Here is a 24,268-nt window from a genome sequence, read left to right as displayed (position 1 = left end):
CGGACGACAGGCCGGACAGCGAGCGGGCGCGGCCACTGACCTGGTCGGAGGCGGTGCGGATATGCTCGACCATGGTCGCCAGGGCATCGCCCATCTGGTTGAAGCTGCGGGCCAACTGGCCGATCTCGTCATGGCTGGTGACGCTCAGGCGGGCGTTGAGGTCGCCGGCGCCCAGGGCCTCGGCCTGGCGCACCAGGTCACCGAGCGGGCGCAACTTGCGACGCAGCAGCCAGAGGGTCGCGGCCACCGCAAGCAGCATCGCCAACAGGCTGCCAATGGCCAGGCGCAGGCCGACGCTCCAGGTCACTTCGCGGATTTCGCCCTCGGGCATGCTTGCCACCACGGTCCACGGGCCTTCGGCGAACGGCTCGGTGACACTGAACAGTTGCTCGCCGGCACTGCTCCAGAACCGCCCTGCCCCCGGCTTGATCGCCTTGATCGCCTGGGCCGCCGCCTCGCCGTCACGCACCTCGGCCGGTGGCACCAGCCACTTGCCCTGTTCGTCCAGCAACGCCAGAGAGCCGGTCTGGCCAATGCGGAAACGCTTGAGGTTGGCGAACTGGGCATTCTGCGCGTCGGTGTAGTCGAAGCCGACGAACAGCACCGCGATCACCCGGCCACTGCCATCGCGCACCGGCACGTAGCGGGTCATGTAGTTGCGGTCGAACAACACGGCGCGGCCGACGTAGGTCTGCCCGGCCATCAGTTTCGGATAGGCCGGATGCTGACGGTCGAGCTGGGTGCCGATGGCGCGGCTGCCGTCCTGCTTGGTCAGGCTGGTGCTGATGCGTACGAAGTCGTCGCCGCTGCGCACGAACAGGGTCGCGACGCCGGCGGTCATCTGCTGGAACTCGTCGACCTGGTGGAAATCGTTGTTCAGCAGGTGATCACCCAGGTACAGCGCGGGCGTCGCGGCGCCTGCGACGTTGACCGTTTCCCCCGCGTGCAGCGCCAGGCCGGTGGCGAACCGGCGCTCGAACAGGCCGCTCAGGCGCTGGGTGTTGTCCTTGAGCGAACCGTGGAAGGTGTCGAGCTGGTCGGCCAGCAGCCGCGCCTCGCTGGCCAGGTGCGCCTGGCGCGTGGTGAGGTTGGCGTCGTCCAGCGAACGCAGGGCGAACAGGGTGCTACCGGTGATCACCAGCGCCAGCACGATGGCGAGGGCGATCCCGAGTTGCGAGGCGATTCGGGCACGCGGTTGAGACATGGCAAGGCTCCTGGCAAGAGGCCGGGATCGTCCTGATCACGCTGACCGCCCGCTTCCTATCAACGGGGAATCGCGTCCTCTTCCGGGACGCTGGTGCAAGTTGATCGGCGTCTGCAGGAAATACTTGAGTGCGGGGCCGGGATATTCGCAAACGTTTTCTTTCCGTGGCCTTTCGAACGTTGCTAGCCCTGCGCCGAAAGGATCTGCACGGCCGGCAAATCCATCGCCTCCGCCTCCTCCTGCAGAAATACGCTGAGCCTGCGCAAGCGCTCCCCGCCCGGCCGGGTCCGTGGCCACACCAGGTAGTAGTCCATGCCGCTGGCCACCGCGGTCGGCCAGGGCAGGCTCAACCGCCGCTGCGCCACATCCTCGGCCACCATCAGCAGGTCGCCCATGGAGATCCCGTAGCCCCGCGCGGCGGCGATCATGCCCAGCTCCAAGGTGTCGAACACCTGCCCGCCCTTGAGCGAGACCTTGTCGGTCAGGCCCATGCGCGCCAGCCAGGCCCGCCAGTCGCGCTTGTCCGGCGTGGGGTGCAGCAGCTCGATGCCGGCCAGGCGCCGCTCGTCCCAGGGCGCGTCATCGAGCAGGTCCGGTGCCCCTACCGGAATCAGCAACTCGGAGAACAGCCGGCGCACTTCCCAGTCCGCCGGGAAGCTGCCATCGCTGAGCAGCACCGCACAGTCGAACGGCTCCTGGTTGAAGTCGACATGGTCGACATCCATCCAGGCGCTGGTCAGTTGCACCTCGTTGCCCGGCTGCAGATGGCGGAAGCGACTCAGACGTGCCAGCAGCCAGCGCATGGTCAGGGTCGAGGGGGCCTTCATGCGCAGGATGTCATCTTCACCGCGCAAGGTTTCGCAGGCCCGCTCCAGCGAGGCGAAACCATCACGCACACCGGGCAGCAACATGCGTGCGGCTTCGGTCAGCTGCAGGCTGCGGCCATTGCGCACGAACAGGCGGCAGGCGAAATGCTCCTCCAGGGTGCGGATATGCCGGCTGACCGCGCTTTGGGTAATTGCCAGCTCTTCCCCGGCACGGGTGAACGAGCTCAGCCGAGCAGCGGCTTCAAATGCGCGCAACGCATAGAGTGGAGGCAGTTGGCGAATCATGGCGCACCTGTCATACGGGAGCTGGGTCGGTGCGAAGGATCATACAGGCATGAGTCATACTCATGACACTGATCGCATTTATCCTTTTGTGCAAAGCTGACCGAAGCCTCAGAATCGACGGCTCGCTTCCAGAATCATCAACAAGGACCGCCCCCATGCACGTCGCGCCCACCACCGAACTCAAGGCTTTGCTGCGCCTGGCCGGGCCGCTGATCGCCTCGCAGTTGGCGCACATGCTGATGGTGCTCACCGACACCCTGATGATGGCCCGCATCAGCCCGCAGGCCCTGGCCGGCGGTGGCCTGGGCGCGGCAAGCTATTCGTTCGTGTCGATCTTCTGCCTGGGCGTGATCGCCGCGGTCGGCACACTGGTGGCCATCCGCAAGGGCGCCAACGACATCGAGGGCGTCACCCGCCTGGCGCAGAGCGGCCTGTGGCTGGCCTGGGGCCTGGCGTTGGTCTCGGCGCTGGTGATGTGGAACCTCAAGCCGGTGCTGCTGCTGTTCGGCCAGAAGCCAGAAAACGTCGACTCGGCGATGCAGCTGCTGACCCTGCTGCCGCTCGCCCTGCCCGGCTACATGACGTTCATGGCCCTGCGCGGTTTTACCAGTGCCCTGGGCCACTCCACGCCGGTGATGGTCATCAGCCTGGTGGGCACGGTGTTCAACTACCTGTTCAACCACGCCCTGATCGAGGGCATGTTCGGCCTGCCCAAGCTGGGCCTGATGGGGATCGGCCTGGTCACGGCGGTGGTGACCCTGGGCATGGCCATCGCGCTCGCACTCTATATCCGCTGGCACAAGGCCTATGCCGCCTACCCGCTGCGCAAGGGCCTGCTGCGCCCTTCCCTGCCGGCACTGCGCGAGCTGTGGCGGCTGGGCCTGCCGATCGGCGGCACCTATATGGTCGAAGTGGGCTTGTTCGCCTTTGCCGCCCTGTGCATGGGCGTGCTCGGCAGCACGGAGCTGGCGGCGCACCAGATCGCCCTGCAGATCGTCTCCACCGCGTTCATGGTGCCGACGGGCCTTTCCTATGCGGTGACCATGCGCGTCGGCCTTTATTACGGCGCCGGCAACTTGCTGGCGGCCCGTAGCGCCGGGCGCGTGGGCATTGGTTTTGGCGCATCGCTGATGTTCGCCTTCGCCGCACTGTTCTGGTTGCTGCCGGATGCCCTGGTCGGGCTGTTCATCGACCGCAACGACCCAGCCTTCGCCGCGATCTTCATGCTGGCGGTGCAATTGGTGATGGTGGCGGCGTGGTTCGAACTGTTCGATGGCGTGCAGACCATTGCCATGGGTTCGATCCGTGGCCTGAAGGACGCCAAGACCACCTTCCTGATCGGCCTGGTGTGCTACTGGCTGGTGGGCGCGCCCAGCGCCTGGCTGTTCGCCTTCACCTTCGGTGGCGGTGCACAGGGCATCTGGTGGGGGCTGGCCCTGGGGCTGGCCTGCGCGGCGGTGGCACTGACGTTCGGCTTCGAATGGCGGATGAAGCGGCTGCTGGGCAAGGCTGAGCGTGCGCGGCGGGCGGCGGTGTCGGCTTGAGGGACTGCTGTGGCACTTAGGATCGTGTGATGGCCGGCAGGTGCCTGGCGGTGGCCCTGCGGCGCCCTTGAGATCGAGCGCCGCAACTGTATCGCTGAACACTTTGAAGCCAGCATCCATCTAAAACTGTACTACTGTACTGCTATATACCTCACTTCCTGCCGACTATTTCACTGCCAACACCACAAAACCGCACCAAAAAAGTGCGCACCAGTACAGTTCCCTCAATAACCGGTGCAACAGTCGCTTTCAACAGTTAACTGGCCCATCACAATACACCTGAACTGTACCTACTATTCTGGACGAGAGAGGAGGAAGATGGGCACCAGTTAAATCACTCCCTAATGCCGCCACAAGCGGAAGGATGACACATCATGGAACGTACCCTCAGTTCCGACCTGGTTTTCGAAAACGCCCAAGCTTCCAACGCCGCCCTGCCGCTGCGCGTCCTGTCCACCCTGGTACTGTGGCAGCGCCGCATGGCCAGCCGCCGCCAACTGGCGCGCCTGGACTCCCGCCTGCTGGCCGACGCCGGTATCAGCGAGTCGCAGCGCTACGAAGAGCTGAGCAAGCCTTTCTGGCGCTAAGCGCCGGCCGCCGGCCCAGGCCGGCACCGTGAATTCTCAAGAACCCGTCGCAGGCAACTGCGGCGGTTTTTTTGTTTTAAGCCGCGCAGTAGAGCACTTGCGCAAGCAACCGTAACAGTTCTAAAAATCTCAAATTCTATAGATACAGTTACGATTTGATCTGTTTTTCGCGCCCAGGCGTCAGAACCGCCGCGTGTTACGCTTGTCTTACGCGCCTGGCATATAAAGTACCGTGACGAGCCAAGCGAGCGTCCGATAACCAGAACCAACCTTGACCCTGTGCAGGAGTCCACCAACATGTCCCGTTATCACCTGATTGGCGCCGCGTTGCTGCTGTCCCTCGCCGGTGCCGCCAACGCCACCAGCTTCGTCGTCACCACCGACGCCGTCGTCGGCGCCGTAGCCGCCTCGACCGACGCCACGTCCGATATCTCCTCCTCGTTCCGCGACGACAAGATCGTCAAGGCCGCCCGTGACGATGCCGCCAGCTTCGTCGGCAGCGATGGCGCCATCCGCGGCGCCAAGCTGGAAAGCGCATTCGTGCACATCCGCCAGCAGTTGCCGGCCCTGCAAGCCAGCGATGCGCAGCTGGCGCGCGCCATCCTCGCCATCTGACCTTGCCTTTGCCCCGGATTCACTGGCCCCGAGCCGTGCATCCGGGGTAGCCTTCGCAGCCCGAGACAATCGCCACTTCAAAGCCCATGCGTTACCTATTGCTTTCCTTTGTCGCCCTGGCCTGCATGAACAGCGCCCAGGCGATGGATGCCACCACCCAGAGCCTGGTCATCTCGGGCTACGTCACCAGCCAGGTGACTGCCGCCCCCTTCGACCGCAAACGGATCGTCGCGGCCCGTGACGATGCCGCCGTGTTCGTCGCCAGCGACGGCCTGATCCGTGGCGCCCGCCTGGAGGCGGCGTTCGACGCCCTGCGCCACGGCTGCGCCCGGCACTCTGTCGGCGACCGTGAACTGGCCGAGGCGATTCTCGTCCAATAACTACACCCGCTCCCTTGCATTTCCGGAGATGCTCCATGCGTAAACCGCTGATCGCCGCCACCCTCGGCATGCTGCTGCTCGCCGACCTGGCCCAGGCACACACCCTGGTGGCCACCAGCAACATCATCGTCCGCGCCTTTGGCCGTTCGATCGACTTCACCTCCGACACCACCACCTCGATCCGCGACTCGAAAGTGGTGCGTGAAGCCCACGACGACGCCGCCAGCTTCGTCGCCAGCAACGGCGACATCCGCGGCGCGCAGCTCGAAGCCGCCTTCGACACCTTGCGCGCCCGTGTGCCCGAAGCCCGCGACGCCAGCGACCAGGTGCTGGCCGAAGCCATCCTCGCCCTGTGAAGCGCATGCGTGCCTGGCTGCTGGGCTGCGCCCTGACGCTGCTTGGCACGCCCGCCCTGGCCGATCTGCAGCTGGTGCTGCAGACCGACGGCCTCGACCCTTCGCAACGGCAGGCCAGCCAACTGTTGCTCGACGAAGCCATGGCCAAGCTGCCACCGCGCTTCAAGCAGCAGCTCGACCGGCAGATCCTGGTCAGCTGGACCTCGCGCATGCCCGAGGATGCCTATGGCCAGGCCTCGCCGGTCGCCAGCCTGGATCTCAACCGGCGCCTGCTGCCGGGCCTCGTTGACGGCAGCGCCGCCCGCGAGAAGACCAACCGCCCCCATGGCACGGTCCGCGAAGAACTGCTCGCCACCGTGCTCCACGAGCTGACCCATATCTATGACCGCGCCCGCCTGTGGCCACAGGCCGAGCGCCAGCTGATCAGCCGCTGCAAGCGCCAGCAGGGCGCGCTTGGCAAGGTCGGCCTACCGCAGGACTGTCGCGGCCAGGCCGAACGCCGCTTCACCTTGAGCGACGACCCGCGCCTGCTGGACCTGGCCGGCTGGCCGCAGTACGTCGGCCGGCGCGGCGAGCGCGAGCAGCACAACGGCCAGCTGGTGCGCAGCCCGGATCCCTACGAGCTGAGCAGCCCGAAGGAGTTCGTCGCGGTCAATATGGAGTACTTCCTCCTCGACCCGAGCTACGCCTGTCGCCGCCCGGCACTGAACCAGTACCTGCGCGACCACTTCGACTGGGCGCCGCGCCAGGACGCCTGCGCCAAGGGCCTGCCGTTCCTCAACGCCGGCAACGACTTCGCCCGCCAACCCTTGGGCGAGATCGACCCGGAGCGGGTCTACGAGGTCGACTACCTGCTGGCCGAAGCCAACCAGAACTGGGTCAGCCGCTGGGGCCACAGCATGCTGCGCCTGGTGATCTGCGCCCCGGGTCGCCCACGCGGGCCGGCCTGTCGCCTGGACCTCGACCAGAGCCTGGTGCTGTCATACCGCGCCTTCGTCAACGATGTGCAGCTGTCCAGCTGGGACGGCCTGGTCGGCGCCTACCCGTCGCGGCTGTTCGTGCTGCCGTTGGGGCAGGTGATCGACGAGTACACCAAGACCGAGCTGCGCAGCCTGGCCTCGGTGCCGCTCAAGCTCAGCCGCGACGAGATCGAAAACCTGGTGCGCCAGGCCGCCGAGATGCACTGGAGCTACGACGGCAACTACTACTTCCTGTCCAACAACTGCGCGGTGGAGTCACTCAAGCTGCTGCGCAGCGGCACTGGCAATCCACGCCTGAACGACCTGGACAGCATCATGCCCAACGGCCTGCTCGAGGTCATGAAGGGCAGGGGACTGGCCGATACCAGCGTGCTCGACGATCCACGCGAAGCGCTGCGCCTGGGCTATCGCTTCGACTCTTACCGCGACCGCTACCAGGCGATGTTCGAGGTGTTGCGCAAGCAGCTGCCGATCAAACAGACGACGGTGGAGGACTGGTTGACGCTGGACGCCGAGCAGCGCCGCCAGTGGTTCGACCGCGCCGACCTGCGCACCAGCGCGGCCTTGCTGCTGCTCGAACAGGCCGGGCTGCGGCGCCAGCTGCTGCTGGCCCAGGATGAGGTCAAGCAACGCTACCTGAACGGGCGGGCGCTCAAGGACGGCAGTTTCGACAAGGCCAACGAAACCTTGCAGGCAATGCTGGCCAACAGCGGCTTCCTCAGCCGCCCGGCGGAGTTGCTCGGGGCAGGGGGGTACGGCCTGCCGCAGCCGGACGAGCGCAAGCAACTGGAGCAGGTGAGCAGCGAGCGCCAGGCGCAGCTGCTGCGCCTGAGCACCGACCTCGACCAGCAGGTGAGGGCGCTGCTGGGGCCTGAGCGGGGCCGGGAAATCAAGGCGGTGGAGGCCAACATCAAGCAGGTGGGCGAGCATCTGAGGGCGTTGCACAAGGCAGCCGGGGGGTTGCAGCTGCCCTAGTACATGGCGATAGGGCCAGAAGAAGCAGCACAATGCCCTACAGGTTTTCCTCGTCCTCCTCCGGCAACCCTTGATCCACCTGCAACCACGGCAACCGACTCTCCACCCAGATATGCCGATTGGCCGGCACCCGCTCCGGGTGATCCAGCGTCGCCACGGTCACATCGATCGAATCCGGGCTATGGGTCGTCACCAGCGCCACGTGCGCCCCGCAACTGCCACAGAAATAGCGGCTACAGGTTTCCGGCGCCATGTAGCGCTGCGGTGAGCCCGCCAACCACTGGAAAGCCTCGAAGGGCAGGGTGACCCAGGTCACCAGAGTGCCCCCGCTGACCCGCCGGCAGATCGAGCAATGGCAATGGGCGACATCGCCCAGGGCGCCCGCCAAGCGATAACGCAGGGCACCGCAATGGCACCCGCCTTCCACGACATCCACCATCGAAACGACCTCCCGTCGCCTGGCACCAGCCGAAAGCTGGCTGAAAGCTTGCCCACATAGGATAGCGCCACCACCGGCAGCAGACCGGCCAGCCAGGGCACCCGGAAACTTCCGCGCCCCGGCCCAATCAACAACAACAATGGTGATTCTGATGTTTTCCTGTGCCCGCCTTTTCGCAGTCCCCCTCCGCCTGCTCCTCGCGCAGCGCCTGACGCGCTGATCCGCCCGAATCGTCCTTCCTTTCGCCGCGCCACGCCTGGAGTACCGCCATGCTGACCTTCCTCGGCTTCGCCATGGTCATCACCTTCATGTACCTGATCATGACCAAGCGCCTGTCGGCCTTGATCGCGCTGATCCTGGTACCGATCCTGTTCGCCCTGTTCGGCGGCTTCTACAGCGACATCGGCCCGATGATGCTGCAGGGCATCAGCAAGCTCGCGCCCACTGGCGTAATGCTGATGTTCGCCATTCTCTACTTCGCCCTGATGATCGACTCCGGCCTGTTCGACCCGGCCGTGCGCAAGATCCTCAAGCTGGTCAAGGGCGACCCGCTGAAAGTTTCGGTCGGCACCGCGGTGCTGGCCCTGGTGGTGTCCCTGGACGGGGACGGCGCCACCACCTACATGATCTGCTGCGCCGCCATGCTGCCGATGTACAGCCGCCTGGGCATGAGCCCGCGGATCATGGCCGGCCTGATCATCCTCGCCGGCGGGGTGATGAACATGACGCCGTGGGGCGGCCCTACCGCGCGCGCCGCCAGCGCCCTGCACGTGGACCCTTCGGACATCTTCGTGCCGATGATCCCGGCCATGGCCTTCGGTGTGCTGGCGATCCTCGCCATCGCCTACTGGTACGGCCTGCGTGAACGTGCCCGCCTCGGTGAACTGCACCTGCCGACCGACGACATCGACCACAGCGAAATCAGCGTGTCGCAGTTCCCCGAAGCCCGCCGGCCCAAGCTGCTGTGGTTCAACGGCGCCCTGACCGCCGCGCTGATGGTCGCGCTGATCGCCGGCGTGCTGCCGCTGCCGGTGCTGTTCATGATCGCCTTCAGCATCGCCATGATCGTCAACTACCCGTGCCTGCAGCAGCAGAAGGACCGCATCGCCGCCCACGCCTCCAGCGTGCTTGCCGTGAGCGGGCTGATCTTCGCCGCCGGCATCTTCACTGGCATCCTGTCGGGTACCGGCATGGTCGATGCCATGTCCAAGAGCCTGCTGGCGGTGATCCCGGAAGCGTTCGGCCCCTACATGGCGGTGATCACCGCACTGGTCAGCATGCCGTTCACCTTCTTCATGTCCAACGACGCCTTCTACTACGGCGTGCTGCCGGTACTCTCGGAGTTCGCCAGCCACTACGGCGTCACCCCGGTGGAAATGGCCCGCGCGTCGATCGTCGGGCAGCCGGTACACCTGCTCAGCCCGCTGGTACCCTCCACCTACCTGCTGGTTGCCCTGGCCGGCATCGAGTTCGGCGATCACCAGCGCTTCACCCTCAAGTGGGCAGTGCTGGTGTGCCTGTGCATAATGTTCGGCGCACTGGCACTGGGGACTTTCCCGCTGTTCAGCAGTCTGTAATACAAGCGCCTCATCCAACCGCAAAGCGCCCGCCATCAGGGCGCTTTGCCTTTACCGCTCGAAGGAATACACATGGAATGGCTGACCAGCCCGGAAATCTGGGTTGCCTTTTTCACCCTCACCGCGCTTGAGATCGTGCTCGGGATCGACAACATCATCATGATCTCGATCCTGGTCAGCCGCATGCCCAAGCACATGCAACCGCGCACGCGGATCTTCGGTCTGGCCCTGGCCATGGTCACGCGGATCATGCTGCTGCTGTCGATCACCTGGGTCATGCGCCTGACCGACGACCTGTTCCATGTGCTGGGCGAGGGTATCTCCGGGCGCGACCTGATCCTGTTCTTCGGTGGCCTGTTCCTCCTGTGGAAAAGCTCCCAGGAGATCTATCACGGCCTGGAAGGCGAGGACGAGAACCCTGACGAGCCGAAAGGCGCGGGCGGCAAGTTCTTCTACACCATCATCCAGATCGCCATCATCGACATCGTGTTCTCCCTGGATTCGGTGATCACCGCGGTGGGCATGGTCTCCCACGTGCCGGTGATGATCGCCGCGATCATCGTCGCGGTACTGGTGATGATGCTCTGCGCCGGCACCATCAGCGACTTCATCGACAAGCACCCGTCGCTGAAGATGCTCGCGCTTTCGTTCCTGATCGTCGTAGGTACCGTGCTGATCGCCGAATCTTTCGATGTGCATGTGCCGAAGGGCTACGTCTACTTCGCCATGGCTTTCTCGCTGGCGGTGGAGACGATCAACATCCGCATGCGCACGGCGATGGCACGCAAGAAGGGCAAGGAGCATGATCCAGTGAAACTGCGCAAGGACATCCCGGGTCAATAAGCCCAGGAAGCGCGGTAGCGAAAGGGCCCTTCGGGGCCTTTTTTGTTGCCGACGATGAGGCCAGGGCATGTTTCAAATACGTTTCACCCATGCCAAGCTGGCGCCAGCCAGGCAAAACAACTAAAGCTTCAGTGAGCACTGGAAAAAACAGCCCACCCCCGGGCCAGGCTCACCGCTGCACCCATTGGCCCCGCCCAGGGGCATAGAAGAAAAGGGGGCCCGACCATGCTGACCCTGCTCAATCTGCTCTCCGCCGTGGCATTGCTGGTGTGGGGCACCCATATCGTGCGTACCGGCATCCTGCGGGTCTATGGCTCGAACCTGCGCCGCGTGCTCGGCCAGAACATGAACAAGCGCCCGCTGGCCTTCATCGCCGGGATCCTGGTCACCGCCATGGTGCAGAGCAGCAACGCCACCGCCATGCTGGTCACCTCGTTCGTCGGCCAGGGCCTGATGGCCATGACCCCGGCCCTGGCGATCATGCTCGGCGCCGACGTCGGGACCGCGCTGATGGCGCGGGTGCTGACCTTCGACCTGTCCTGGCTGTCGCCGCTGCTGATCTTCCTCGGGGTGATCTTCTTCCTCTCGCGCAAGCAGACCCGCGCCGGCCAGCTGGGCCGCGTCGGCATCGGCCTGGGCCTGATCATCCTGGCGCTGCAACTGATCGTCCACGCCGCCGCGCCGATCACCCACGCCCAAGGGGTGAAGGTGCTGTTCGCCTCGCTCACCGGCGATATCCTCCTCGACGCCCTGATCGGCGCGCTGTTCGCCATGATTTCCTACTCCAGCCTGGCCGCCGTGCTGCTCACCGCCACCCTGGCGGGCGCCGAAGTGATCAGCCTGCCGGTGGCCATCGGCCTGGTGATCGGCGCCAACATCGGCAGCGGCCTGCTGGCCTTCCTCACCACCAGCCTGCAGAACAGCGCCGGGCGCCGGGTGGCGCTGGGCAGCCTGTTGTACAAGGTGGTCGGCCTGCTACTGATCATCCCGGTGCTGCACCCGCTGGTGGCCTGGATGGACAGCCTGAGCTTCAGCCCGCAAGAGCTGGTGATCGGCTTCCACCTGCTCTACAACACCTTGCGCTGCCTGCTGATGCTGCCAACGGTGATGCCCATGGGCCGCCTGTGCAGCTACCTGCTGCCCGAACGCGACAACGGCAATGGCCACCACCAGCCACGCCACCTGGACCCGACCGCGTTGAACACCCCCAGCCTGGCGCTGGTCAACGCCGTGCGCGAGACCCTGCGCCTGGGCGATATCGTCGACAGCCTGCTCGAGGCCATGCTTGGCGCCCTGCGCGGCACCCAGACAGCCTTGCCGCAACAGGTCCGGGCCCTCGGGGAGGATGCCGAGGCGCTGTACAACGCCATCAAGCTGTACCTGGCGCAGATGCCCCGTGAAGACCTCGCCGAGCAGGACAACCGGCGCTGGGCAGAGATCATCGAGGTGGCGATCAACCTCAAGCTGGCCAGCGACCTGATCGAGCGCATGCTGCGCAAGGTGCAGCAGCAGAAAACCTCGCAGCGCCGGGAGTTCTCCCAGGTCGGCCTGGAGGAGTTGACCGGCCTGCAGGAGCAATTGCTGGCCAACCTGCGCCTGGGCCTGTCGGTGTTCCTCAGCGCCGACCCGCAGAGCGCGCAGCAGTTGCTGCGCGAGAAACGTCGCTTCCGCGCCCAGGAGCGGCGCCTGGCCCACGCCCATGTCAGCCGCCTGCAACGTAAAGTGGTGCAGAGTATCGAGACCAGTTCGCTACACTTGGAGCTCATTGCCGACATGAAGCGTTTGAACTCTTTGTTCTGCAGCAGTGCCTATGTGGTACTGGGCGGCACCGACACCGGCGGGCTGATGCTCGACAGCGTGCCGGACGAAGCCCGTCAGCCTTGAGCCAAGACACCCCGGAGACCGAAGCTCGCCTATGCGTTGCCTGTTGTTCGTTTGCCTGCTGATCTGCAGCCTGCCCACGCTCGCCCTCGACCGCTCGCGGGTCGAGGGCTACCTGTTGCCCAACGGCCTACAGGTGATCCTCAAGTCCGGCTACGAGCGCGACCATGTGTCGATCCGCCTGGTGGTAGGCGTGGGCCTGGACGACTTCGACTGTGACCAGCGCGAGCTGCCACACCTGCTCGAGCACCTGCTGTTCAGCGGTATCGACGAAACGGGCGAGGGCGGCCTGGAGGAGCGCATCCAGGCCCTGGGCGGGGAGTGGAACGCCTTCACCAGCAGCGCCGACACCACCTTCGTCATCGAAGCCCCGGCGCGCAACCAGCGCAAGGTGCTCGACCTGCTGCTGGCGGTGGTCCGCGACACCCGCATCGACGCCAAGGCGCTGGCCACCGCGAGAAAGATCATCGAACGCGAGGACGGTGGCCATTACGGCCGCCTGCAGCGCTGGCTCGATCGCCAGGACATCGGCCACCCAGCCAGCGACCAGTTGGCCACCGAACTGGGCCTGAAATGCCCCGAGCGCTCCAACCTCGACGACATGACCCTGGAACAGGTCCAGCAGTTGCGCGAGCACTGGTATGTGGCCAACAACATGTCGCTGATCGTCGTCGGCGGCCTCGACCGCCTGCTGCCAGCCTACCTGGAACGCACCTTTGGCGAGCTGCCGGCGACCGAGCCCGAAGAGCGCCGCAACCTCGAAAGCATCAGCCAGCAGGCCGAGCAGCGCCGCGACCTGACCCGCGGCTGGCTGGGCGACAGCGTCAAGTTGCACTGGCTGTTCATCGAGCCGACCCTGGAGGAGGGGCATGACCAGACCCTCGAGCTGCTGTCGCGCTACCTGGACTGGGCGCTGTACGACCAGTTGCGCCTGCGCCACGGGTTGTCCTACGGGCCGTCGGCACAACGCGAGAGCTTTGGCGACAGCGGGCTGCTCAGCCTGAATGCCGACCTCGAGCGCCAGGACCTCGACAAGGCACTCAAGGTACTCGAGCAGTTGTTCGACCACCTGCGCAAGCATGGCCTGGACCCGGACACCTTCGCCCGCATCAAGGAGGCGACGATTGCCCGGGAGAGCTGGACCACCCAGGGCAACGCGGCGCTCGCCGACTACTACTGGGGGGCGCTCAACGCCTACGAGGACGGGCGTTTCACCGACCCGGTGCGAGAGCTTCGCCAGGTCAGCCTGAAACAGGCCGATGCGGCGCTGCGCGAGCTGCTCAAGGAGCCGGGATACCTGCGCATCGAGAAGCCGTTGCTGGGGTATGACGAGCTGTATGGGTTGGTGGCGTTGTTGCTGGGGTTGATCCTGGCCGCGGGGCTGGTCCGCCGGCGCCGCGTGGTGGCCAATCGCCCCAGTGGTGCTACACGGGAGCCTTGATTCGGCGGTATCCTGTCGGCCAACAGCGTCTGCGTGGGAGCGGGCTTGCCCCGCGATGAGGTCATCGCGGGGCAAGCCCGCTCCCACGACGCCTCGAACACGCCTTTTCCTGTTGTAAACCCATGCCCCCACTCCCCAGCTTCATCCTGCGCATCATCGAGCTGCTCAAGCGCTACCCCGGCATCATCGCGCTCTACGGTTTCCTCTCGGGGATCGGCAGCTTCATCCTGGTCGACCGCCAGGCCGGCCTGGCAAGGTGGATCGCCATCGCGATGCTGGTCAGCTGGGTCTGGCTGATGCTGGAGAACACCCTCACCGAGCTGTTCGCCCGCACCTTCAAGCGCGAGATCCCGCAACCGTTGCTGCGCTTCGCGACGCAGATGATCCACCAGGAAAGCCTGTTCTTCGTCCTGCCGTTCTTCTTCATCACCACCACCTGGAACAGCGGCCAGCTGGTGTTCACCGGCCTGCTCGGTGCTGCGGGGCTGATCTCGATCGTCGACCCGCTGTACCACAAGTGGCTGGCGCCGCGGCGCTGGCTGTTCCTGGCGCTGCACACCCTGACGCTGTTCGCGGCCATGCTCACGGCATTGCCGATCATCCTGCACCTGACCACCGCGCAAAGCTTCAAGCTGGCACTGATCGCCGCCATGGCGCTGTCGTTCCCGAGCCTGGCCAGCAGCTTCCCGATCAACAACTGGCGCCGAGGCATGGCCCTGGTGCTGGTGACCCTGGCAGTGGGCGGCGGCGGCTGGCTGCTGCGCTCCTGGGTGCCGCCGGCCACGCTGTGGATGACCGACGTGGCGATCAGCACCGAGGTGCTCAACCGTCAGCCGGGCGCGTCGCTGGAGGAAGTGGCGGCCAGCCGCATCCGCAGTGGCGGGCTGTATGCCTACACTGCCATCAACGCGCCGCGCGGGCTGAACGAGCGCATCTACCATGTGTGGCAGCTCGACGGCAAAGAGGTCGACCGTATCGCCCTGGACATCCACGGCGGGCGCAAGGAGGGCTACCGCGCCTGGACCCACAAGCAGAACTTCCCGCCCAACCCGGTGGGCAAGTGGCAGGTGAGGGTGCTGACCGAGGACGGGCAGGTGATCGGAGTGTTGCGGTTCAAGGTGGTGGACTCCTGACAAGATCGCCGGGCAACCCCGCTCCCACGCCATGAATCTGGTGGGAGCGGGCTTGCCCCGCGATGGGCTATGATCTGAGTCGCCGATTCCCCAGTCAGATGCATGGAGCCTATGACCGCCCCGAGCGCTACCCTGGACACCCAGCAGCAGCCCACCCGCCTGCGCATCGTCGGCGACTGGACCCTGGCCCACTACGCCGAGCTCAAGCGCGAATGCGAGCGCCTGGGCAGCCAGTACGGCGATGACACCCAGGTCGACCTCAGCCAGCTGGGCCGCCTGGACACCGCCGGCGCCTCGCTGCTGGCCGAGCTGCTGGGCTCCGAACGCCTGTCGCGTTGCAGCGACGAACTCCCCGATGCCAGCCGGGCCTTGCTGAAGAACGTCTACTGCTCGGTGCAGGACTACTGCATCCCGGTCAAGGAACCGGAGCAGCCAGTGCTGCTGCTCCTGCTGGCGCGCATCGGCCGCGCCGTCGACCAGCTGTGGCAGGACACCAACCAGGTGCTGGGTTTCATCGGCCTGATCCTGCAGACCTTGTTCCTGCGCCTGTTCCAGCCGCATCGCTGGCGGGTCACCCCGGTGGTCGCGCACCTCGAGCAGACCGGCCTGGACGCCGCGCCCATCGTCGCCTTGCTGACCTTTCTGGTCGGCGCTGTGGTGGCCTTCCTGGGCGCCACGGTGCTGGCCGACTTCGGCGCGACGATCTTCACCGTCGACCTGGTGGCGTTCTCCTTCCTGCGCGAGTTCGCCGTGCTGCTGACCGCCATCCTCATGGCCGGGCGCACCGCCAGCGCGTTCACCGCGCAGATCGGCTCGATGAAGGCCAACGAAGAGATCGACGCCATTCGCACCCTGGGCCTTAACCCAATCGAGCTGCTGGTTGTGCCCCGAGTGCTGGCACTGTTGATCGCATTGCCATTGCTGACCTTCGTCGCGATGCTCTGCGGCATGATCGGTGGCGCGGTGGTCTGCGCCCTGACCCTGGACATCTCGCCGGCCATGTTCCTCTCGCTGCTGCAGAGCGACATCGGCGTGCAGCATTTCCTGGTGGGCATGGCAAAGGCGCCGTTCTTCGCGTTCCTGATCGCCGCCATCGGCTGCCTGGAAGGCTTCAAGGTCAGCGGCAGCGCCGAGTCGGTGGGTGCCCACACCACCTCCGCCGTGGTGCAATCGATCTTCGTGGTCATCGTGCTGGACGCGGTGGCCGCACTGTTCTTCATGGAGATGGGCTGGTGACTGAAGCCGTGATCGAAGCCCGGGGCCTGTGCAACCGCTTCGGCAGCCAGAGCGTGCACGAGAACCTCGACCTGGACCTGTACCGCGGTGAAATCCTCGCCGTGGTCGGCGGTTCGGGCAGCGGCAAGTCGGTGCTGCTGCGCAGCATCGTCGGCCTGCGCCGGCCCAATGAAGGCACGGTCAAGGTATTCGGCCAGGACCTGGCCACGCTCGACGAAAACCAGCGCTCGCTGGTCGAACGCCGCTTCGGCGTGCTGTTCCAGAAGGGCGCACTGTTCTCCTCGCTGACCGTTACCGAGAACGTCGCCCTGCCGCTGATCGAGCATGCCGGGCTGTCACGGGCCGACGCCGAGCACCTGGCCGGGGTCAAGCTGGCGTTGGCCGGGCTGCCGATCAGCGCTGCCGACAAGTACCCGGCCTCGCTGTCCGGCGGCATGATCAAGCGCGCCGCCCTGGCCCGAGCCCTGGCCCTGGACCCGGACATCCTGTTCCTCGACGAGCCCACCGCCGGCCTCGACCCGATCGGCGCCGCCGCCTTCGACCAGTTGATCCTTACCCTGCGCGACGCCCTGGGCCTGTCGGTGTTCCTCATCACCCACGACCTGGACACCCTCTACACCATTACCGACCGGGTGGCGGTGCTGTCGCAGAAGAAGGTGCTGGTAGCCGGGCCCCTGGCCGAGGTCGAGCAGACCGTTGATCCCTGGATTCACGAATACTTTCACGGCCCGCGTGGCCGGGCGGCCGAAGACGCCGCCCTGCGCGCCCGCCAGGAGCGCTGAACGATGGAAACCCGAGCTCATCATGTCCTGATCGGCCTGGTCACCGTGCTGGTGGTGGCGGGCGCCATGCTGTTCGGCCTGTGGCTGACCAAGTCCAGTGTCGACGACGCTTTCAAGGACTACGAAGTGGTGTTCAACGAGGCGGTCTCGGGCCTGTCCCGCGGCAGCCCGGTGCAGTACAACGGCATCAAGGTCGGTGATGTCAGCAGCCTGCGCCTGGACCCGAAGGACCCGCGCCGGGTCCTGGCTCGCGTGCGCCTTAGCGGCGACACGCCGGTCAAGGAGGACACCCAGGCCAAGCTGACCCTGGCGGGGGTGACCGGCAACTCGTTCATCCAGCTCAGCGGCGGCACGCCGCAAAGCCCGGAACTCAAGGGCAAGGACGGCAAGCTGCCGGTGATCGTCGCCTCGCCTTCACCAATCTCGCGCCTGCTCAACGACAGCAGCGACCTGGTGACCAACATCAACCTGTTGCTGCACAACGCCAACCAGATGTTCTCCTCGAGCAATATCGAGCGCCTCAGCAATACCTTGGCCAACCTCGAGCAGACCACCGGCGCCTTCGCCAACCAGAAAGGCGGGATTTCCGAGGCCATCGAACAGCTGGCTCAGGTCGGCAAGCAGGCCAATGCCACCCTGGCCGAGACCCAGGCCCTGATGCGCAATGCCAACGGACTGCTGGGCACCCAGGGCAAGCAGGCCATCGGCAGCGCCGAGCAGGCCATGCAGTCGCTGGCCGAAAGCACCGCGACCATCAACAGCCTGTTGCAGGACAATCGCCAGTCCCTGGACGACGGTGCCCAAGGCCTGAACCAGATCGCCCCGGCAATCCGCGAACTGCGCGAGACCCTCAACTCGCTCAAGGGCATCTCCCGGCGCCTGGAAGCCGACCCCAGCGGCTACCTGCTGGGCCGCGACAACAACAAGGAGTTCCAGCCATGAAGCTGTCGCTGCGCCTGGCCGCACTCGTTACCGCCCTGAGCCTGGCTACGGCCTGCTCGATCCTGCCGCAGTCCGAGCCTGTGGATATCTATCGCCTGCCGGTGAGCCAGACCGCCCGCAGTGCCGCGCCGCTGGACTGGTCGCTGCGCCTGAACAAGCCACTGGCCAGCGAAGCCCTGGCCGGGCCGCGTATCGCGGTCATTCCCCAGGGGGATGTGATCAGCAGCTACAAGGGCGCCCGCTGGAGCGACCCGACGCCGATGCTGGTGCGCAATCGCCTGCTCGACGGCTTCCAGCGCGATGGCCGAGTGCAGCGCCTGAGTGCCGACGACAGCAACCTGCAGGCGGACTACGAGCTGGGTGGCGAACTGCAGGCGTTCCAGAGCGAGTACCGCCCAGGCGGGGCGGTGGAGGTGGTGATTCGCTACGATGCCCGGCTAGTGCAGGGCCGCAGCCAGCGCATCCTCGCGAGTAAACGCTTCGAGGTACGCCAGCCGCTAGGCAGCCAGCAAGTGCCGGCGGTGGTCGCCGGCTTCGGCACGGCCAGCGACCAGCTGGCGCGCCAGGTGATCGACTGGACCGTCAGCCAGGCTCAGGCAAAGAACCAGTAGCAGACGAAGATCGCCGCGATCACCCCGGACAGCTCGGCCAGCAGCGCGCAGCCCACCGCATGCCGCACGCGCTGGATACCCACCGCGCCGAAGTACACCGCCAGCACGTAGAAGGTGGTTTCGGTGCTGCCCTGGATGGTCGCCGCCACCAGCGCAGGGAAGCTGTCCACGCCCTGGGTCTGCATGGTCTCGATCAGCATCGCCCGCGCCGCGCTGCCGGAGAACGGCTTGACCAGCGCCGTGGGCAGGCCCTCGACGAAGCGCGTATCCAGGCCCATCCAGGTCACCGCGTGGCGGATGCCGTCCAGGGCCAGCTCCAGGGCGCCGGAGGCACGCAACACGCCCACGGCCACCAGCATCGCCACCAGGTAGGGCAACAGCCCCTTGGCCACGTCGAAACCCTCCTTGGCGCCCTCGACGAAGGCCTCGTACACCTGCACCCGCCGCAACGCGCCGATCACCAGGAACAGGATGATCACGCCGAACAGCGTCAGGTTGCCCAGGATCGAAGACAGGCTGGCCAGTGCGGCCGCCGACAGCGTGCCGAGAAAAGCCATGAAGCCACCCAGCAACAGCGCGCCGGGGATCAGGTAGGCAAGCACCACCGGGTCCCACAGGCGCAGGCGCTGCATCACCGCCACCGACAGCAGGCCGACCAGGGTCGAGCAACTGGTGGCCAGCAGGATCGGCAGGAACACCATGGTTGGGTCAGGTGCGCCTTGCTGGGCGCGGTACATGAAGATGGTCACCGGCAGCAACGTCAGCGACGAGGCGTTGAGCACCAGGAACAGGATCTGCGCGTTGCTCGCCGTGGTGCTGCTGGGGTTGAGCTCCTGCAGCGAGCGCATGGCCTTCAGGCCGATGGGCGTGGCGGCGTTGTCCAGGCCCAGGCCGTTGGCCGCGAAGTTCATGGTGATCAGGCCCAGGGCAGGGTGGCCCGGCGGTACCTCCGGCATCAGCCGGGCGAACAGCGGCCCGAGGACCTTGGCCAGCCATTCGACGATGCCGGCCTTCTCGGCGATCTTGAGAAAACCCAGCCACAGGGTCAGGGTGCCGAACAGCAGGACCATCACCTCTACCGAGAGCTTGGCCATGGCGAAGATGCTCTCGACCATCGCGGCGAAAATGCCGGCATTGCCGCCCACCAGCCATTGGCCCAGGGCGCTGATGGCCGCAATCAGGAAAAAGCCGAGCCAGAGGCCGTTGAGCATCCGTGTGTTCCCCCGTGAAAAATGCCCGAATGATAGCGCAATCAACGTGCGCGCTGTTGGGGGCGCTTCGCACCCCATCGCCGGCAAGCCGACTCCCACAGGGATTTGCGATACCCGTGTGGGAGCCGGCTTGCCGGCGATGGGGCCAGTGTGGGTAACACGGCTGCGGTCAACTTCCAGACAACAAAAAGCCCCGACAAGTCGGGGCTCTTCGTTCAGCTCAGCGGCTTACTGGTTGACGGTCTTGCCCGCCACCACGGCCTCTTTCTTGCCTTTTTCCAGCACCAGCGACTTGTAGTACGCCTCGCCTTTCTCGGCGTCGTACATACCCTGCCACTTGGCGATGACCACTGCGGCCAGGGCGTTGCCGACCACGTTCAGCGCGGTACGGGCCATGTCCATGATGCGGTCGACACCGGCGATGAAGGCCAGGCCTTCCAGCGGGATGCCCACGCTGCCCAGGGTGGCCAGCAGTACCACGAACGATACGCCCGGCACGCCGGCGATACCCTTGGAGGTGACCATCAGGGTCAGCACCAGCAGCAGCTGCTGGCTCCAGGACAGGTCGATGCCGTACAGCTGGGCGATGAAGATCGCCGCGATGCTCTGGTACAGGGTCGAACCGTCGAGGTTGAACGAGTAGCCGGTCGGGACCACGAACGAGCAAATCGACTTCGGCGCACCGTACTTCTCCATCTTCTCGATCACGCGCGGCAGCACGGTCTCGGAGCTGGAGGTGGAGTAGGCGAGGATCAGCTCATCTTTCATGATGCGCATGATCTTGATCACCGAGAAGCCGAACAGGCGAGCCACCAGGCCCAGCACCATGAAGGCGAAGAAGGCGATGGCGAAGTACACCAGCAGCACCAGCTTGGCCAACGGCAGCAGCGAGCTGAAGCCGAAGTTGGCGACAGTCACGGCGATCAGGGCGAACACACCGATCGGCGCGTAGTTCATGATCATGTGGGTGACCTTGAACATGGTCTCCGACACGCCCTGGAAGGTACGCACCAGCGGCTCGCGCAGATCGGCGTTGAGGCTCGACAAGCCCATGCCGAACATCACCGAGAAGAAGATGATCGGCAGCATCTCGCCACGCATCAGCGCCGCGAAGATATTCGACGGGATCAGGTTGAGCAGGGTCTCGATGAACGCGTGCTCATGCTGCACCTCGGCCGCGGTGGCCTGGTACTTGGAAATGTCGACGGTGCCCAGGGTGCTCATGTCGATGCCGGCGCCCGGGTGGAACACGTTGGCCAGGACCAGGCCGACGACGATGGCGATGGTGGTCACCACCTCGAAGTAGATGATGGTCTTCAGGCCGATACTGCCCAGTTTCTTCGCGTCGCCTACCCCGGCGATGCCCACGATCAGCGACGAAATCACGATCGGGACGACGATCATCTTGATCAGGCGAATGAAGATATCGCCGGCCGGCTGGAGGACGTTGCTGATCCACCATGCCTTTTCTGCACTGAAATGATTCAGTAGCGCGCCGACTGCAACGCCCAGCAACAGACCGATGACGATCTGCCAGGCGAGGCTCAGTTTTGCCTTCTTCATGTCATTACCCTTTGTTGTAGTGGTCACGGGCACCTGACGGAAAGTCGCGTTCCAGAGCGCTTCAAAGCTTCTGGGCGGCTGTATGTTCCGTTCCGGGCCCTCTGTAAGGACACCGCGAGCGAGCATTTCTGGCGCTCGGGCCAAGGAAAAAGGCGGCAACTATTGCGACGTGGGCAGGGGCAGTCTAATGCCGGAAACGACTACCCCATGCCGAATCGGCATGAGACCAGAAGCCGAAATCGAGCATCGCCAAAGCCTTGATTTTCAACGTTCGGATTTCCGAACAAGGCCAATGCGCCATTTTTCGGCAGATTTGCAGGTATGAAAGAAGGGAGTTTGATGGCGTGTTCGACAATCCGAATGGCTGAAATGCCACACCGGCTGACCTGTCGGACAACTAAAAAAATTTCGATATACGGTAGCGACAAAATGTGTCTGAAGTGAAAAGTCGCTCGTATGGATAGATAAATCCCTACAGGCGCTTCGGAAGCCAGATCGGTCACGTCCTCAACCCGACCCGATCGACCTGCAACTTCCGATGCCACCCTCTCCTGACCCGGCCCATGATGGAGGCACTCCCTGTACCCCTAGGCCACTCCGACCCTGCAACAGTCAGAACGGCCCGGCCCCCTGGTCATGCGCCGTCCCTCCTCGGGGCGGCGCATCATAGAAGCCTGAAAGATAAAAAGGTTCAGCTTCTATAGCGTTACAGTGCGCGACCGCTGGTCAGTACCAGTTCGGGTCACGCTTGAGCTGCTCCTGCAGCAAAGCTTTCATGCCTTCGTCCGGCTTGCCCAACCAGCGGTAGTCCGCATGGCGGGTCGGCGACTTGTCTGCGGGCAGGCCCTCCGGCACTTCCACGAGCATGCCGTAGGCTTCATCCTTGTCCCAGCTGAAGGCCACGACCAGGCGCTTGTAGGTGCAATTGCCGTCGGATTCGCAGAGCGGACCAACCAGATACTGGTCGCCGTCCTCGGTCACCGCCGACATCTGCTGTGCCGAGCTGCCGCTGAGGTTGATCACCCATTCCGGCAAGCGCTCTTCTTTCCTTATCGTCTTCTGCCAGGTCTTCTGGTATTCGGGGTCCGAGCCAAGCAACTGGTTGACCCGGACCTGGCCGTCATTGGCGGCCAGCGCCGACGCACCACTGCCCAGCAGCAGTGCGACGGCCAAGGCTTTCGGGAGCATCCTGCTCATGGTCGTCAACCTCTACCGCGGCCGAAGAAGAAGGAGGCAACGAACAGCACCAGGAAGACGATGAACAGGATCTTCGCGATACCGGTCGCAGCGCCGGCGATACCACCAAAGCCTAGGACTGCGGCAATAATGGCGATGATCAGGAAGGTGATAGCCCAACTCAGCATGATGTTTCTCCTTTTCTTGTACGAAATCGGTCAGCAGTGTCAGAACACCCAACGTTGCTGGGGCTCGACGCGGTCAAGAACGGCAGGGGCAGTATCGGCACTGGGCAGTGGCTGGGCGGCCTTGACCAAGGTGCTGGCGTGGGTCGTTGCCCGCAGTTGCGTCAACAGCGCGGTCTGCGCCGCCACTTGCTCGGCCAGCCGGGCGGTCTGCCAGCTGTGATGGAACAGGCCGACCGCCAAGGTCAGCAGCAGGGCCATGCCGAGGAACAGCAGCTGCTGCAGGGGTACTACAGCGCTCTGCGTGCGGTTGACGTTGGGGCGATTCATGCCGGCTCCTCCTGCAGTACTTGTTATCCGTTCTTGGGAAGATCAGTGCAGCCTGCATGCCAGCCATGAAACTCTAAATAAATCCTTTTAAATCAATGATTTATGTAATATTCGCATACCAGTGAAGGACGTATCCTGCACGATGCGCCTACAAGGGCTCGTGCGATTTGCACGATCAGCCCTCTACCTTGGTGGCGATCTTCAACAGATCGGCGTCTACGCCGCGCACCCCGACGATCTGCCTCGCGACGTCCACCGCAATGGCTTTCTGCTCGCTGCTGACCACCTCACCCGATAGCCTGACCAGGCCCTCTTCACTGGCTACCTTGATGTTCAGCCCGTCCAGGTTGCGGCTGAAGCGGTAGCTGGCCTGGATCTTGTCGACGATCCAGCTGTCGCTGGGCTGCGGGCCTGTCGGGGCATCGACAGGCTTTTCCCGGGCCTTGGCCAAGGCCGTGCTATCCAGGCTGACCAGGTTGTTGACCAGATGTACGCCATCGGTAGTACGCGCCAGCACCCCGGCAAGCTCCTTGGCCTCAGGGCTGTCCACCTTGCCGCGCAGGGTCACCACGCCTTCGCGGCTTTCCACCTCGATAGCGGCCTTCTCGGTAACCCGGCTCCACAGCAGCCGTGCGCGCACCACCGCGCCGAGGGTGGCGTCTTCCAGACGCTGGGCGTAGGCACGCAATTCCAGGGGTCTGTCCACCAGGCCTGGGTCGATCCGCAACTGGTTATCCACCTGCTCGATCCCGCGCGTGGCCAGGGCCACCTGTTCGGCCAGCATGCGTTCCACCGGGTTCTCCACTTCGCCCGAAAGCCGGGCCCGCCGGCCATCGACTTCTACCTTTATAGGGAAGGCGTTGAGCATGGCGTTGAGGGACATCGCCGTCTGCAGGGCGCCTTCGAGGCGCGCGTCCTGCACAGGATCAGCCTGTGCCTGGGCGATGACCGACAACACACAAGCCGCCAGCACGGCCATTCGAGGGTAAATAGACATCACAAAACCTCCTTTCGCATCACTCAACCCATGACTCTCGCAACCGCCATGCCAGCTATTTGCCCACAATCAACTTCAGATTTATCAGCCACTTAGCCATCATGAAGGCATGCGGCTAGCATGCATGGGACAGAATCAATCAGAATCGACCATGCAACTTGCCCGATT

General features: G+C 64.8%; 23 protein-coding genes and 1 pseudogene. 15 read left to right on the top strand and 9 right to left on the bottom strand.

What is annotated here, in order from left to right; translation table 11 throughout:
- Positions 1–91 precede the first annotated feature (91 nt).
- Positions 92–1,204 (bottom strand): annotated as a pseudogene (locus tag CCOS191_RS28610) (Cache 3/Cache 2 fusion domain-containing protein); the annotation flags it as partial.
- A gap of 182 nt (positions 1,205–1,386) precedes the next feature.
- Complete coding sequence (locus CCOS191_RS00570; RefSeq protein ID WP_046853649.1) at positions 1,387–2,316, bottom strand: LysR substrate-binding domain-containing protein; 930 nt, start codon at positions 2,314–2,316, stop codon at positions 1,387–1,389.
- Between the two features lie 155 nt (positions 2,317–2,471).
- On the opposite strand from CCOS191_RS00570, the gene CCOS191_RS00565 reads away from it, so the two are divergent.
- From CCOS191_RS00565 to CCOS191_RS00540, 6 genes are all read left to right on the top strand, one after another.
- Positions 2,472–3,860: a NorM family multidrug efflux MATE transporter gene (locus CCOS191_RS00565; RefSeq protein ID WP_046853648.1), complete on the top strand. Its 1,389-nt coding sequence runs from the start codon at positions 2,472–2,474 to the stop codon at positions 3,858–3,860.
- Positions 3,861–4,234: 374 nt separating this feature from the next.
- Complete coding sequence (locus CCOS191_RS00560; RefSeq protein WP_011531561.1) at positions 4,235–4,447, top strand: DUF1127 domain-containing protein; 213 nt, start codon at positions 4,235–4,237, stop codon at positions 4,445–4,447.
- 297 nt (positions 4,448–4,744) lie between these two features.
- Complete coding sequence (locus CCOS191_RS00555) at positions 4,745–5,062, top strand: DUF2388 domain-containing protein (protein ID WP_046853647.1); 318 nt, start codon at positions 4,745–4,747, stop codon at positions 5,060–5,062.
- A gap of 86 nt (positions 5,063–5,148) precedes the next feature.
- Positions 5,149–5,442 (top strand): DUF2388 domain-containing protein, encoded by a 294-nt coding sequence (locus tag CCOS191_RS00550; RefSeq protein WP_046853646.1) that lies wholly within the window; start codon positions 5,149–5,151, stop codon positions 5,440–5,442.
- Between the two features lie 35 nt (positions 5,443–5,477).
- Positions 5,478–5,798 (top strand): DUF2388 domain-containing protein, encoded by a 321-nt coding sequence (locus CCOS191_RS00545; protein WP_011531558.1) that lies wholly within the window; start codon positions 5,478–5,480, stop codon positions 5,796–5,798.
- Positions 5,795–7,753, top strand: coding sequence for a DUF7844 domain-containing protein (locus CCOS191_RS00540; RefSeq protein WP_046853645.1), 1,959 nt, complete (start codon positions 5,795–5,797; stop codon positions 7,751–7,753). The genes CCOS191_RS00545 and CCOS191_RS00540 overlap by 4 nt, the downstream gene beginning before the upstream one ends.
- Before the next feature lie 37 nt (positions 7,754–7,790).
- Here CCOS191_RS00540 and CCOS191_RS00535 read toward each other — a convergent pair whose 3' ends face one another.
- Positions 7,791–8,192 (bottom strand): GFA family protein, encoded by a 402-nt coding sequence (locus CCOS191_RS00535; protein ID WP_046853644.1) that lies wholly within the window; start codon positions 8,190–8,192, stop codon positions 7,791–7,793.
- Between the two features lie 269 nt (positions 8,193–8,461).
- Between CCOS191_RS00535 and CCOS191_RS00530 the strand changes: the two genes are divergently transcribed.
- From CCOS191_RS00530 to CCOS191_RS00490, 9 genes are all read left to right on the top strand, one after another.
- Positions 8,462–9,769, top strand: a complete 1,308-nt coding sequence (locus CCOS191_RS00530; RefSeq protein WP_046853643.1) for a CitMHS family transporter — start codon at positions 8,462–8,464, stop codon at positions 9,767–9,769.
- 72 nt (positions 9,770–9,841) lie between these two features.
- A complete protein-coding gene (locus CCOS191_RS00525) occupies positions 9,842–10,612 on the top strand; it encodes a TerC family protein (RefSeq protein WP_046853642.1) in 771 nt (256 codons plus the stop codon).
- A gap of 225 nt (positions 10,613–10,837) precedes the next feature.
- Positions 10,838–12,496, top strand: a complete 1,659-nt coding sequence (locus CCOS191_RS00520; RefSeq protein WP_046853641.1) for a Na/Pi cotransporter family protein — start codon at positions 10,838–10,840, stop codon at positions 12,494–12,496.
- Positions 12,497–12,527: 31 nt separating this feature from the next.
- Positions 12,528–13,934 (top strand): M16 family metallopeptidase, encoded by a 1,407-nt coding sequence (locus tag CCOS191_RS00515; RefSeq protein ID WP_046853640.1) that lies wholly within the window; start codon positions 12,528–12,530, stop codon positions 13,932–13,934.
- Between the two features lie 122 nt (positions 13,935–14,056).
- Positions 14,057–15,067 (top strand): DUF5924 family protein, encoded by a 1,011-nt coding sequence (locus CCOS191_RS00510; RefSeq protein ID WP_046853639.1) that lies wholly within the window; start codon positions 14,057–14,059, stop codon positions 15,065–15,067.
- Between the two features lie 102 nt (positions 15,068–15,169).
- Positions 15,170–16,303: an ABC transporter permease gene (locus CCOS191_RS00505; protein ID WP_046853638.1), complete on the top strand. Its 1,134-nt coding sequence runs from the start codon at positions 15,170–15,172 to the stop codon at positions 16,301–16,303.
- Positions 16,300–17,085 carry an ABC transporter ATP-binding protein gene (locus CCOS191_RS00500; RefSeq protein WP_046853637.1) on the top strand — a complete coding sequence of 262 codons (786 nt, stop codon included), beginning with the start codon at positions 16,300–16,302 and terminating at the stop codon, positions 17,083–17,085. The genes CCOS191_RS00505 and CCOS191_RS00500 overlap by 4 nt, the downstream gene beginning before the upstream one ends.
- A gap of 3 nt (positions 17,086–17,088) precedes the next feature.
- Positions 17,089–18,027: an MlaD family protein gene (locus tag CCOS191_RS00495; RefSeq protein ID WP_046853636.1), complete on the top strand. Its 939-nt coding sequence runs from the start codon at positions 17,089–17,091 to the stop codon at positions 18,025–18,027.
- Positions 18,024–18,638, top strand: coding sequence for an ABC-type transport auxiliary lipoprotein family protein (locus CCOS191_RS00490; protein WP_046853635.1), 615 nt, complete (start codon positions 18,024–18,026; stop codon positions 18,636–18,638). Before CCOS191_RS00495 ends, CCOS191_RS00490 begins: the two co-directional genes overlap by 4 nt.
- Here CCOS191_RS00490 and CCOS191_RS00485 read toward each other — a convergent pair.
- From CCOS191_RS00485 to CCOS191_RS00460, 6 genes are all read right to left on the bottom strand, one after another.
- Positions 18,620–19,849: a nucleoside recognition domain-containing protein gene (locus CCOS191_RS00485; protein ID WP_046853634.1), complete on the bottom strand. Its 1,230-nt coding sequence runs from the start codon at positions 19,847–19,849 to the stop codon at positions 18,620–18,622. The genes CCOS191_RS00490 and CCOS191_RS00485 overlap by 19 nt on opposite strands.
- Before the next feature lie 228 nt (positions 19,850–20,077).
- A complete protein-coding gene (gltP, locus tag CCOS191_RS00480) occupies positions 20,078–21,412 on the bottom strand; it encodes a glutamate/aspartate:proton symporter GltP (protein ID WP_023629390.1) in 1,335 nt (444 codons plus the stop codon).
- 726 nt (positions 21,413–22,138) lie between these two features.
- Positions 22,139–22,609, bottom strand: coding sequence for an inhibitor of vertebrate lysozyme family protein (locus CCOS191_RS00475; protein ID WP_046853633.1), 471 nt, complete (start codon positions 22,607–22,609; stop codon positions 22,139–22,141).
- Between the two features lie 5 nt (positions 22,610–22,614).
- Complete coding sequence (locus tag CCOS191_RS26920; protein WP_008092060.1) at positions 22,615–22,776, bottom strand: DUF1328 domain-containing protein; 162 nt, start codon at positions 22,774–22,776, stop codon at positions 22,615–22,617.
- Between the two features lie 39 nt (positions 22,777–22,815).
- A complete protein-coding gene (locus CCOS191_RS00465) occupies positions 22,816–23,103 on the bottom strand; it encodes a hypothetical protein (protein WP_046853632.1) in 288 nt (95 codons plus the stop codon).
- A gap of 175 nt (positions 23,104–23,278) precedes the next feature.
- Entirely contained in the window at positions 23,279–24,100 is an 822-nt protein-coding gene (locus tag CCOS191_RS00460) for a BON domain-containing protein (protein ID WP_046853631.1), read from the bottom strand.
- Positions 24,101–24,268: the final 168 nt, after the last annotated feature.

Source organism: Pseudomonas sp. CCOS 191 (assembly GCF_001007005.1).
Classification (GTDB): Bacteria; Pseudomonadota; Gammaproteobacteria; order Pseudomonadales; family Pseudomonadaceae; genus Aquipseudomonas; species Aquipseudomonas soli.
Note: the sequence above shows the minus strand (reverse complement) of the source record. Positions and strands in the feature narration are given on the sequence as shown.

What these genes read in the sequence shown, in the direction of transcription:
- CCOS191_RS00530 (WP_046853643.1), top strand. Translation starts at nt 8,462, where the DNA reads ATGCTGACCTTCCTCGGCTTCGCCATGGTCATCACCTTCATGTACCTG.
- CCOS191_RS00515 (WP_046853640.1), top strand. Translation starts at nt 12,528, where the DNA reads ATGCGTTGCCTGTTGTTCGTTTGCCTGCTGATCTGCAGCCTGCCCACG.
- CCOS191_RS00460 (WP_046853631.1), bottom strand. Translation starts at nt 24,100, where the DNA reads ATGTCTATTTACCCTCGAATGGCCGTGCTGGCGGCTTGTGTGTTGTCG.
- CCOS191_RS26920 (WP_008092060.1), bottom strand. Translation starts at nt 22,776, where the DNA reads ATGCTGAGTTGGGCTATCACCTTCCTGATCATCGCCATTATTGCCGCA.
- CCOS191_RS00505 (WP_046853638.1), top strand. Translation starts at nt 15,170, where the DNA reads ATGGAGCCTATGACCGCCCCGAGCGCTACCCTGGACACCCAGCAGCAG.
- CCOS191_RS00565 (WP_046853648.1), top strand. Translation starts at nt 2,472, where the DNA reads ATGCACGTCGCGCCCACCACCGAACTCAAGGCTTTGCTGCGCCTGGCC.
- CCOS191_RS00465 (WP_046853632.1), bottom strand. Translation starts at nt 23,103, where the DNA reads ATGAATCGCCCCAACGTCAACCGCACGCAGAGCGCTGTAGTACCCCTG.
- CCOS191_RS00545 (WP_011531558.1), top strand. Translation starts at nt 5,478, where the DNA reads ATGCGTAAACCGCTGATCGCCGCCACCCTCGGCATGCTGCTGCTCGCC.
- CCOS191_RS00490 (WP_046853635.1), top strand. Translation starts at nt 18,024, where the DNA reads ATGAAGCTGTCGCTGCGCCTGGCCGCACTCGTTACCGCCCTGAGCCTG.
- gltP (WP_023629390.1), bottom strand. Translation starts at nt 21,412, where the DNA reads ATGAAGAAGGCAAAACTGAGCCTCGCCTGGCAGATCGTCATCGGTCTG.
- CCOS191_RS00520 (WP_046853641.1), top strand. Translation starts at nt 10,838, where the DNA reads ATGCTGACCCTGCTCAATCTGCTCTCCGCCGTGGCATTGCTGGTGTGG.
- CCOS191_RS00485 (WP_046853634.1), bottom strand. Translation starts at nt 19,849, where the DNA reads ATGCTCAACGGCCTCTGGCTCGGCTTTTTCCTGATTGCGGCCATCAGC.
- CCOS191_RS00495 (WP_046853636.1), top strand. Translation starts at nt 17,089, where the DNA reads ATGGAAACCCGAGCTCATCATGTCCTGATCGGCCTGGTCACCGTGCTG.
- CCOS191_RS00535 (WP_046853644.1), bottom strand. Translation starts at nt 8,192, where the DNA reads ATGGTGGATGTCGTGGAAGGCGGGTGCCATTGCGGTGCCCTGCGTTAT.
- CCOS191_RS00525 (WP_046853642.1), top strand. Translation starts at nt 9,842, where the DNA reads ATGGAATGGCTGACCAGCCCGGAAATCTGGGTTGCCTTTTTCACCCTC.
- CCOS191_RS00555 (WP_046853647.1), top strand. Translation starts at nt 4,745, where the DNA reads ATGTCCCGTTATCACCTGATTGGCGCCGCGTTGCTGCTGTCCCTCGCC.
- CCOS191_RS00475 (WP_046853633.1), bottom strand. Translation starts at nt 22,609, where the DNA reads ATGAGCAGGATGCTCCCGAAAGCCTTGGCCGTCGCACTGCTGCTGGGC.
- CCOS191_RS00510 (WP_046853639.1), top strand. Translation starts at nt 14,057, where the DNA reads ATGCCCCCACTCCCCAGCTTCATCCTGCGCATCATCGAGCTGCTCAAG.
- CCOS191_RS00570 (WP_046853649.1), bottom strand. Translation starts at nt 2,316, where the DNA reads ATGATTCGCCAACTGCCTCCACTCTATGCGTTGCGCGCATTTGAAGCC.
- CCOS191_RS00560 (WP_011531561.1), top strand. Translation starts at nt 4,235, where the DNA reads ATGGAACGTACCCTCAGTTCCGACCTGGTTTTCGAAAACGCCCAAGCT.
- CCOS191_RS00550 (WP_046853646.1), top strand. Translation starts at nt 5,149, where the DNA reads ATGCGTTACCTATTGCTTTCCTTTGTCGCCCTGGCCTGCATGAACAGC.